Raw genomic sequence first — 10,600 nt, 5'->3', positions numbered from 1 at the left:
GCTCCCACCAGGGCTGCGGAAGTCTCTGTAGACGAGCCGGCCCTGTGTGGGAGCCGCTTCAGCGGCGATCCCCGCGGCAGCGGGGCGGGTTGCGCTAGCACCCATCGCCGCTGAAGCGGCTCCCACAAGTACTCCCACGACCGGGGTGCTTCCGTTACTGAAGCGGCTGCCCCGTGAGTATCGTTATTTCGTCGGCAAGGTCGGCAGGAACTTCGGGCGGCGGAAGGCGTTGGCCTTCTGCTCCACGCCGTAGGCGATCGCGATCAAAGTGGGTTCGCTCCACTTCGCGCCGAAGAACACCACGCCGACCGGCAACTCGTGCGCGAATTCCACCGGCAGCGTGATCGACGGGTAGCCGGCGATGGCGGCCGGCGCGGAGACGCCGCCGACGGTCGGGTCGCCGCTCACGACGTGGTCGCCCAACACCAGGTCGTTGACGAAGGCGGGACCCCAGCTCGGTGCCAGCAGGGCGTCGAGATGGTCTTTCGCCAGTGCCGCGTCGATACCCTCGGGACCGGCGAGCCGCTTGTTCGTGTCGCGCATCCGGATGTATGACGGATCGTCCAGGCCTCCCTTCGCCTGCGCGGCAAGGAACAGTTCCTGGCCGAACCAGGGCATTTCCCGCGCCGCCTCGCGCTGGTTGAACGCGATGAGGTCGGCCAGTGTCTTCATCGGCTGGTCCGGGCGCGTGGCGAGGTAGGCCTGGATGTCGTGCTTGAACTCGAACAGCAGCACGTCCAGTTCGTTGTCGCTGAGTTCTTTCAGGTGCGGGATCTCCACGGGATCGATGACGGTCGCGCCCTGCGCCTTCAGCAGGGCGATCGTGGTTTCCAGTGCATGGTCCGCGTTCGGTTCGATGCCCGCCAACTGGCGTACCACGCCGATGCGCTTGCCGCGCAGCGCATCGGGAGCGAGGAACTTCGTGTAGTCGGAGGCGTGCTTGTCCGCCTCGGCCGTGGCCGGATCGCGTGGATCGCTGCCCGCGATGGCGCCCAGCACGATCGCCGCGTCCGCCACGCTGCGCGCCATCGGGCCTGCCGTGTCCTGGCTGTGCGAGATGGGAATGATGCCTGCGCGGCTGACCAGGCCCACCGTGGGCTTGATGCCGACAAGGCCGGTCATGGCGGCCGGGCAGATGATCGAACCGTCGGTCTCGCTTCCGATCGCCACCGTGGCGAGGCCGGCGGCCACGGCAGCGCCCGACCCGGCGCTGGAACCGCAGGCGTTGCGATCGAGCACGTAGGGATTGACCGTGAGGCCGCCACGTCCGGTCCAGCCGCTGGTGGCGTGGTTCGAGCGCATGTTCGCCCATTCGCTGAGGTTGGTCTTGCCCAGGATCACGGCGCCCGCCTTGCGCAACCGGGCGGCGACGCCCGAGTCGCGTGGCGCGGGCTTGCCGACGAGGGCCAGCGAACCCGCCGTCGTCATCATGCGGTCGCCTGTATCGATGTTGTCCTTCAGCAAGACGGGGATACCCGCCAGCGGACCCGTCTTGCCGCTCTTGCGCGCGATGGCGAGTGCGTCGGGATTGGTTTCAAGCACGGAACGGATCGTGGGGCCGGCCTGGTCGATCTTCGCGATACGTTCGATGAAGAGGCGTGTGAGACCCTCGGGCGTGAGCTCGCCGGACGCGTACGCCTGGCGAATCGTGGCGATCGAGGCGAAGGCATCGTCCTCGCCGGCTTCGCGGGCGGCGACGGTGCCGCCGGCCAGCATCAGTGCGACAGCGGCCGCGAGGGCGGCGGGCTTTGACCAGACATGCGGCATGTGACGTTCCCCTTGGCGGATCGGACGGCGGGTCGCGTCAATCTTACCCGCGCGGAGCCCGGCTATACTGCATCGACGCCGTGCCCGCCCGTTATCCGGCGGGCGTAGCCCACGTCATCCAGGGAGTCCCACATGCGCTGTCTCGTCCGCCGGCTCGCCGTCACGGCTGCCGTGCTCTGCGCCGCATCGGCGATGGCCACCGATTCGCCGGCGGTGCCCGACACGCTGGTCCAACGCATCGCCGCTTGCACGAGTTGCCATGGCGAACACGGCGAGGGTGGCGACAACGGATTCAATCCGCGCCTGGCGGGAAAGCCCGCAGGCTACCTGCACCGCCAGATGCAGGACTTCCAGCGCGGTCTGCGCCACTACGACATCATGGAATACACGGTCGCGCCGCTGACCGACGATTACATGCGGGAGATCGCCGGGTACTTCGCGGCACAGGAGGTGCCTTATGCGCGACACCCGGTGCCGGCGATGACTCCGGCCGCCATGGCGCGCGGCGAACAGCTGGTCACGAAGGGCGATTCAGCCCGTGGCATTCCCCCTTGCATGGCGTGCCATGGGCCCAACCTCACGGGCGTGCAGCCGGATATTCCCGGGCTGGTCGGCCTGCCGTACGACTACATCAGCGCGCAGCTGGGATCATGGCGCACCCATACGCGCAGCACGGTCGAACCCGATTGCATGGCGACCATCGTCAGCCGCTTGAGCGACGCCGACATCAGCGCGGTCTCCGCCTGGCTGGCGCAGCGCCCGGTGCCCGTCGACGCGCATGCGGAACCGGCCGGCAGCGTGACGCCACCGCTGCGTTGCGGCGTGCTGGGAGGCTGAACCCATGACCACGATATCCCGCCTCCTCGTGTTGCTCTGGCTGGCCCTGGCCAGCACTTTCGTCTTCGCCGACGATGCCGTGCAACGCGGCCGATACCTCGCCGCGGCGGGCGATTGCGCCGCCTGTCACACCGCGCGCAACGGGCAACCCTTCGCTGGTGGCCGCGTGATACCCACGCCCTTCGGAGCCATTCCCGCACCGAACCTCACGCCGGACCGTGAGACCGGACTCGGCGCGTGGAGCGCCGACGATTTCTACCGGGCCATGCATTCGGGCAAGAGTCACGATGGCACGTCGTTGTATCCGGCGTTTCCCTTCACCTCCTATACGAAGGTCACGCGTGCCGACACGGACGCGATCTTCGCGTACCTCAAGACCCTGCCCGCGATAAAGCGCGCGAACACGGGCAACACATTGGGCTGGCCTTACAGCATGCGTTCGCTGATGGGTGCCTGGCGCACGATGTACTTCGAGGAGGGCGAATTCCAGCCAGACCCGGCGAAGTCCCCGGCATGGAACAGGGGCGCCTATCTCGTCCAGGGCATCGGCCATTGCAACGAGTGCCATGCGCGGCGCAACAGTTTCGGCGCGATGGTGGACGATCCGTTCCTTGCCGGTGGCATCGTCCCGGTGCAGAACTGGTACGCGCCCGACCTGTCGATGGGTGCTGGCGGTGGGCTCGCCGGGTGGACCGAAGCCGACGTCGCCGCCTTGTTGAAGACCGGCCGCTCACGCAAGGGGACGGCATTCGGGCCCATGGCCGAAGTGGTGATGCGCAGCACGCAGCACCTGAGCGACAGTGACCTCGCGGCCATGGCCACCTACCTGAAGTCGCTGCCTCCTCGCGACCCGCCACGCCTTCGCGAATCGGCAGCCGATGCGCGCGAACTCGCATCGAGGGGTCGCAAGGTCTACACCGACCAGTGCGCGACATGCCACGCCGACGACGGCCGCGGGAAGGGAGACGCCTATCCGCCACTCGATGGCAACGGGTCGGTGACCGATCCCACCGGTATCAATGCGATTCGTATCGTGCTGTCCGGGGGCTTCGCGCCCGCCACGGCCTCGAACCCCCGGCCTTATTCGATGCCGCCGTTCTCGCAGAAGCTCAGCGACGACGATGCGGCCGCGGTGGTCACGTACATCCGGCAGGCGTGGTCGAACAAGGCGCCGTCGGTGTCACCCAACGACATTCGCGCTTACCGTTCGGTCCCGGGCGGCTGAGCGGCGACGAAATCGGCCAACGCCTGCCACACGCCGATGTCCCATGAACGTCGTGCCTGCCCGGAGGGCGAGGGCAGCACGAAGGCAGGCACGCCGGCGAAAGGCGCGGCCTGCAATCCGTAAGTCGCGCCTTTGCCGAGCGCCGATACACCTGCGTGTTTGCTGGTGAAGGCGATTACGCGCGGCGCGTAGTGTTCGATCTTGCTATGCAGGGCGGCGACATCGAAGGCATCGACCGGAAGGTCGGCGTCATTGCCGTGGTGGAATTTCGAAAGATCGGTGAGGCCGATGCCGAATGCCGGCAACGACGGAAATTCAGCCGGCGCGAGCAAGCGTGGCGTCAGCCCCACGGCGAAAAGCGTGCGCCAGAACATGTTGCCGGGATGGGCGTAGTAGCTGCGCTCGCGCGCGGAGCGCGTGCCCGCGGCGGTCCCGCAGATGACCAGGCGCAGCCCCGGTTGCAGCAGATCGGGCAGGACGAAGGATTCGGTGCTGAAACGCGTGGCCATGGCGCCACTTTACCTCGTGCTTGCTGCGTCACAACAAAACGTGGACATCGTTCGTCCTAAGGTAGGTGCCCATGAACCCTTCCGACTGGATGCCCGATTTTGCGCATCCGTGGACGCGTTTCGCGCTCGCCGTGGTGGTGGCGCTAGCGGTCGCGGGTCTGCTCCGCCGCGTGGTGCTGGCCTTCCTGCGCCGTTTCGCCCTGCGCCATCCGCGGGGCGCGAGCATGATCGCGCGAGCCAATGCACCCATGGAGGCCATCGTTCCGTTGGCCATGCTGTTGCTGGCTTTCCGTGCCGCGCCGGACGAACCGGCACGACTGATCGGCGCGCTCGAACACATGGTCGGCCTGAGCCTGATCGTCGCCTGCACATGGTTCGCCGTGCGCTGCGTCGGTGCGTTGGACGCGATGGTGTCCCGCTTCAACCCCATCGACCTCGAGGACAACCTGCGGGCGCGCCGCGTGCAGACCCAGGTGCGCGTGTTGAGCCGCACCGCGATGGTGGTGATCGTGGTGCTGGGCATCGGCGTGGCCTTGATGACGTTTCCCGCCGTGCGCCAGTTCGGCGCGAGCCTGCTCGCCTCGGCGGGACTCGCAGGCCTGGCAGTGGGCCTCGCCGCGAAGCCGGTGCTCGGCAACCTCATCGCGGGCATCCAGATCGCACTCACGCAGCCGATCCGTATCGACGACGTGGTGATCGTCGAGAACGAGTGGGGCAGGGTGGAGGAAATCACCAGTACCTATGTCGTGGTGAGCATCTGGGACGAGCGGCGGATGATCGTTCCGTTGCAGTATTTCATCGAGAACCCGTTCCAGAACTGGACGCGGACCAATTCGCAGATACTCGGCTCGGCGATGCTCTGGTTCGACTACGGCTTGCCGCTCGATCCCCTGCGTGCTGAACTGGAGCGGCTGTGCAAGGCCGCACCCGAATGGGACGGGCGTGTTTGCGTGCTGCAGGTGGTGGACACCAACGACAAGGCGATGCAATTGCGGGCATTGGTGAGTTCGCCGAACTCCGGCAAATCGTGGGACTTGCGCTGCAAGGTTCGCGAAGGGTTGATCGATTATGTAAGGCGTGAATTTCCAGACTTCCTGCCGCGTGTCCGCGGCGAAGTGGCGAGCGATGTCCGCATGGCCGACGCAGGCACGCCTCCCTTCGGGCACCGGATGACGTCCGCGCGACGTTGAACGCCCGCGAGATATCGCACCAAGCGATGCCCTCTCACGGCGTGATAGCGTCACGCCGGAATCGATCCCCTATCCTCGAGAGGACTGCCCCATGTCATTGAACGAACACCCCAGCGAACACGCGGCGCGCCGCTGGTTCGCCAAGAGCCTGTCGGACCTCGGCCACGCCGAGCAACGGCTCCTCGATCGGCTGGCCCAGCGCAAGCTGGTCGCCGAGGACGTCAACGAGGTGTTCAGTTCGGACCTGACCTATGGCCAACGGCTGGCGGACAAGGTCTCGAGGTTCGGTGGCTCGTGGACCTTCATCATCGTCTTCGCGATCGTGCTGGCCCTGTGGACGGGCCTGAATTCCTACCTGCTGCACCGGCCCTTCGATCCTTACCCGTACATCTTCCTCAACCTGCTGTTGTCGATGCTCGCGGCCATCCAGGCGCCGGTCATCATGATGAGCCAGAACCGCCAGGCGGCGAAGGACCGGCTCGATGCGGAGAACGATTACAAGGTGAACCTGCGCGCCGAGATCGAGATCATGGGGCTGCACGACAAGCTCGACCAGATGCGCAGCGACGAACTCGAACGCATGCTGGTGAAGCAGCAGGAACAGATCGACCTCTTGTTGAAGCTGGTCGGCAGAGGGGAAGGGTGAGGCAAGCACCCATCGCGCCCCGCAGTGGGAAGTGCTGTGGGAGCCGACCTTGTCGGCGATCCCGCGGCAGCGGGCCAGCTTGCCGCAAGCACCCGATCACCGACAGGGTCGGCTCCCACCAGGTAGCAAGGCCACCAGTAGCGCGGCCCGTCAACGAAAAGGCCCGGCTATTCGCCGGGCCTCCTTTTCAACGCACGAGGAACAGTGCTCGGCTTTAACCGCGCGATGCCTTCTTGCGATCGTTTTCCGTCAGGTGCTTCTTGCGCATGCGGATTTCCTTCGGCGTCACCTCGACGAGCTCGTCGTCGTCGATGAAGTCGAGCGCCTGCTCCAGCGTGAACTTCGTGGCCGGGGTCAGCTGGATGGCGTCGTCCTTGCCCGAGGCGCGCATGTTGGTCAGCGGCTTCGGCTTGATCGCGTTGACCGTGAGGTCGTTGTCCTTCGCGTGGATGCCGATCAGCTGGCCTTCGTACACGGAGTCGCCCTCGGCGGCGAACAGCTTGCCGCGCTCCTGGAGGGGGCCGAGCGAGTAGGCCGGCGTGGTGCCCGGGGCGTTCGCGATCATGACGCCGTTCTGGCGCTTGGCGATCGGGGCGGGCGTGTACGGACCATAATGCTTGAACACGTGGAACAGCAGGCCCGAACCCTGGGTCAGGGTCTTGAACTGGTTCTGGAAGCCGATCAGGCCGCGAGCCGGGATTTCGTACTCGAGGCGGACGCGACCGTTGCCGTCCGACACCATGTTCTTCAGTTCACCCTTGCGGATGCCCAGGCGCTCCATGACGCCACCCTGGTGGATTTCCTCGACGTCGATCACCAGTTCCTCGATCGGCTCCATCTTCTGGCCGTCGATTTCCTTGATGATGACTTCCGGACGCGACACGGCCAGTTCGTAGCCTTCGCGACGCATGTTCTCGATCAGCACCGAGAGGTGCAGTTCACCGCGACCCGAGACCAGGAACTTGTCGGCGTCGGAGCCATCTTCCACGCGGAGGGCGACGTTGTGCACCTTCTCGCGGTCGAGGCGCTCGCGCAGCTGGCGGCTGGTGAGGAACTTGCCGCCGGAAAGATCCTTGTTGCCGACGAAGGGCGAGTTGTTGACCTGGAAGGTCATGCTGATCATCGGCTCGTCGACGCTGAGCGCCGGCAGCGCTTCCGGCACGTCGAGCGAGGTGACCGTGTCGGAAATGGTCAGGTCGGGGATACCCGAGATGGCGACGATGTCGCCCGCTTCGGCGGAATCCTGCTCGATGCGCTCGAGACCGAGGAAGCCGAGCACCTGCACGATCTTGCCCTGGCGCTTCTTGCCTTCGCGATCGATCACGGCGACGGGCATGCCCTTGCGTAGGGTGCCGCGCTGGATGCGGCCGATGCCGATGACGCCGACGAAGTTGTTGTAGTCCAGCTGGCTGATGCGCATCTGGAAGGCGCCGTCGGGATCGACGTCCGGCTTCGGCGCATGCTGCATGATCGCTTCGTACAGCGGAGTCATGTCGCCTTCGCGGACGTTCTCGTCGAGCGAGGCGTAACCGTTCAGCGCGGAGGCGTAGACGATCGGGAAGTCCATCTGCTCATCGGTCGCGCCGAGTTTCACGAAGAGGTCCCAAACCTGCTCGACCACCCACTCCGGACGGGCGCCCGGACGGTCGACCTTGTTGACGACGACGATCGGCTTGAAGCCCATCGCGAACGCCTTCTGCGTGACGAAGCGCGTCTGCGGCATCGGGCCGTCCATCGCGTCGACGAGGATCAGCACCGTATCGACCATCGACAGCACGCGCTCGACCTCACCACCGAAGTCGGCGTGTCCCGGAGTGTCGACGATGTTGATGCGGTTCTTGACGCCCTTCTTCTTGTCTTCCCAGGTGATCGCGGTGTTCTTGGCGAGGATCGTGATGCCACGTTCCTTTTCCTGGTCGTTCGAATCCATCACGCGCTCGGCCAGCACGGTGCGCTCGTTGAGCGTGCCCGACTGCTTCAGAAGCTGATCGACGAGGGTGGTCTTGCCATGGTCGACGTGAGCGACGATGGCGATATTGCGCAGGTTTTCGATCGACATGCGTTATGCGCCGGCGGTGGGCCGGATCGCCTCTTTGGTTTGGGAAGCCGCCGATTATAAAGGAAAAGCGTGGCGGCCGCATGACTGGGGGGTTTAGGGCAGCAGTGGCTCGTCGCGGCAGCTCGCCGGCAGGTATTTGGCGTCCACGCCCTCGCCGGAGCACCCCCACGAGACCGTATGCCCCTCCACCCGCGGCGTCAGCACCAGCGTGGCGGAATCCAGCCGCGCGTCGGTCTTGTGGGGAGGCGTGGCGTCCATGGTGACGACGATCCCGCCACCGGGACCCACTTCGACCGAGCCGGCGTAGTCGTTGCCGAGGCTTTCCGGCGCACCCAGGCCGGCGGCCTTGTTGCTGGCCGGGAATTTGCCCGTGCTCTGCCGGTGCTCCGCCACCGCGACTTTCACTGCTTCCGCGGCGGCGAGCGCCCCACCGACCTGGCTGCGCAGCGTGTAGTTCTGGTACTGCGGCACGGCGATGGCCGCCATGATGGCCGTGCCGGCGACGATACCCATGCCGCCCACCGAACCGACCAGCTCGACGGGGCTTTGCTCGTAGGTGAACGAGATCGCCAGCGTTTCCGAATCGACCTCCACGGCCGCGCCGATCACACCCTTCTCCGGGAGGTTCAGGGTATGCGCGGAAGGCAGGCGGCTGATGTCCACGTCCGCCCCCGAGGCGGCGCCGAGAAACTGCAGGATCTGCAGGTAGCTGTAATAGGCCTCGCGCTGGGCGTCGCGGCTGGTGGCCGTGTAGCCGATGAGGGTCCGGCCGCCGGGGTAGGCGCGTGCCTTGAACCAATCCTCGAGCGAGCTCTCCGGCTTTGCCGCGGCGCGGTCGGCCAATGCCTGGGGCACCTTCGCCATGACGATCCAGTCGCCGTCCTCGACCCAGTACGAGCGGCCACCGAGGCGACCGGTGAGGGCCAGTAGCGGTTTCAACGAGGGGTCGGCGTCGGCCGGCATCTCCTCCGTGCCCGGGCCAGGCATGTACAGCCAGTGCACCTCGGTGCCGTCGACCGTCGACACCCCGGTCTTCCATCCCTTGGCCGCCAGGGCGTTCATCCGCGCGTACCAGTCCTTGCGGTCGGGTGTGCGCATGGCGAAGAACAGGCCCGCGTCGTCGGAGAACACGAGGAATTCCGGCCCGAACCAGCGGAACCAGTCCGCGGGTTCGGCGCCGTAGCGGTCCTTGATCTTCGCCACGCCGGTGCGATAGCTCTTCGCGGCGTCCTGACCGAAGTCGAGGTTGAGGTTGTCCTCGAAGGTCTTGTACGCCTTGGCATCGGGTAGCGACATCGTCATCGCCCAGCGAGGTTCGCCGGCCGTTTTCAGGTCCGGCGCGAAGGCGTGGGGAGCGAGGTATTGCAACAGGCGGGCCTGCGGCGCGTGCACGATGACCCGAAACTGCGCCCGTCCATCGACCGTGCCGCCGCCGAATGCGACAGCGTCCGCCTTCGAGGCGAAGTCCGCGGGCAGCTTGCCGAAGGGGGAGTCGCCGGCCTGCGCGGCGGCGACACCGCCGACACCGCGCACGCTGACCCAACCGAACAGGCCTTCGCCGGAGGTATCGATACGCTGTTCCAGCGTACCCAGGGTGGCGGGGGCGGTGGCCTGCGTGGACTTCCCGACGGTGGCGATCACCTCATCGAGTTTCGCCTTGTCGCTGGGCTCCTGCGCCGACTGGGTCACCCAGACGCGGTGCTCGGCGGCGACATAACGGATAGCGCCGCCACCGGTGAGCTGGCCGTTGCCCTGCGCGTCCAGCGGGGCCATGAGCAGCGGCGAGCCCGTGCCGAGCGAGGCGATGCGTGCGTTGAACGCCTCGACGGAGGGAGCATCGAGAAGGGCGGTGACGACCACGCGCGAGGTCGGCGCCGGAATGCCAAGGGGATCGATCAACGCGGCCTCCACCGGCGACCGCAAATCGCCCAGCAGGAGGTTCACCACGGGCGCGAGCTTGAGATCCGCGAGCACCTTGTCCTTGGCCATGCTTTCGCGAATGCGCGCGATGGCGTCGAGATGGGCCTTCGTCGACAGCGCCGCGTCTAGCGGGCGGCCGTTCGGCACGCCGCCGATCATGGCCCAGGGCGACGGGATACGCAGGTAGGCCACGGTCTGCGCGGGCAGGTGCTGGCGCAACCACGCCGGCGAGGCGATGGCCGCCTGCGCGGCGGCGACGGCTTTCGGGTCCGCGGCGGGTGCTTCGTCTTTGTGGCAAGCGGCGAGGCCGAGTGCCGCGACGATGGCGGCGGACAGCAAGACGGTACGGCGGGCAATCATTGCGCTCTATCCCCTGGGTTCATCCGGCTCCTGCCGGGCGGCGAAAGGATAGCAGCGCCTCCGCTTCCTCTACCCGTCGATAAGAAG

The 10,600-nt window shown here is 66.5% G+C and carries 8 protein-coding genes; 4 read left to right on the top strand and 4 right to left on the bottom strand.

The window, feature by feature from the left end; genetic code table 11:
* Window positions 1-183: 183 nt before the first annotated feature.
* A complete protein-coding gene (locus tag QFZ41_RS02635) occupies window positions 184-1,767 on the bottom strand; it encodes an amidase (protein ID WP_429197332.1) in 1,584 nt (527 codons plus the stop codon).
* A gap of 132 nt (window positions 1,768-1,899) precedes the next feature.
* Here QFZ41_RS02635 and QFZ41_RS02630 point away from each other — a divergent pair, with 132 nt between their 5' ends.
* Window positions 1,900-2,604: a c-type cytochrome gene (locus tag QFZ41_RS02630; RefSeq protein WP_429197331.1), complete on the top strand. Its 705-nt coding sequence runs from the start codon at window positions 1,900-1,902 to the stop codon at window positions 2,602-2,604.
* A 4-nt stretch (window positions 2,605-2,608) separates the two neighbouring features.
* Window positions 2,609-3,829, top strand: coding sequence for a c-type cytochrome (locus QFZ41_RS02625; RefSeq protein ID WP_429197330.1), 1,221 nt, complete (start codon window positions 2,609-2,611; stop codon window positions 3,827-3,829).
* Here QFZ41_RS02625 and QFZ41_RS02620 read toward each other — a convergent pair.
* The gene (locus QFZ41_RS02620) at window positions 3,805-4,338 is read right to left on the bottom strand and encodes a mismatch-specific DNA-glycosylase (RefSeq protein ID WP_429197329.1); all 534 of its coding nucleotides are present in this window, start codon (window positions 4,336-4,338) and stop codon (window positions 3,805-3,807) included. The genes QFZ41_RS02625 and QFZ41_RS02620 overlap by 25 nt on opposite strands.
* 71 nt (window positions 4,339-4,409) lie before the next feature.
* Between QFZ41_RS02620 and QFZ41_RS02615 the strand changes: the two genes are divergently transcribed.
* Window positions 4,410-5,528, top strand: a complete 1,119-nt coding sequence (locus QFZ41_RS02615) for a mechanosensitive ion channel family protein (protein WP_429197328.1) — start codon at window positions 4,410-4,412, stop codon at window positions 5,526-5,528.
* Window positions 5,529-5,619: 91 nt separating this feature from the next.
* The gene (locus tag QFZ41_RS02610) at window positions 5,620-6,174 is read left to right on the top strand and encodes a DUF1003 domain-containing protein (protein WP_429197327.1); all 555 of its coding nucleotides are present in this window, start codon (window positions 5,620-5,622) and stop codon (window positions 6,172-6,174) included.
* Window positions 6,175-6,388: 214 nt separating this feature from the next.
* On the opposite strand, the gene typA is transcribed toward QFZ41_RS02610, so the two are convergent.
* The gene (typA, locus tag QFZ41_RS02605) at window positions 6,389-8,233 is read right to left on the bottom strand and encodes a translational GTPase TypA (RefSeq protein WP_429197326.1); all 1,845 of its coding nucleotides are present in this window, start codon (window positions 8,231-8,233) and stop codon (window positions 6,389-6,391) included.
* 93 nt (window positions 8,234-8,326) lie between these two features.
* Complete coding sequence (locus QFZ41_RS02600) at window positions 8,327-10,513, bottom strand: pilin (RefSeq protein ID WP_429197325.1); 2,187 nt, start codon at window positions 10,511-10,513, stop codon at window positions 8,327-8,329.
* Window positions 10,514-10,600 lie beyond the last annotated feature (87 nt).

This window comes from Luteibacter sp. W1I16, from assembly GCF_050434905.1.
Classification (GTDB): Bacteria; Pseudomonadota; Gammaproteobacteria; order Xanthomonadales; family Rhodanobacteraceae; genus Luteibacter.
The sequence above is the reverse complement of the archived record's forward strand: the minus strand, read 5'-3'. Positions and strand labels throughout refer to the sequence as shown.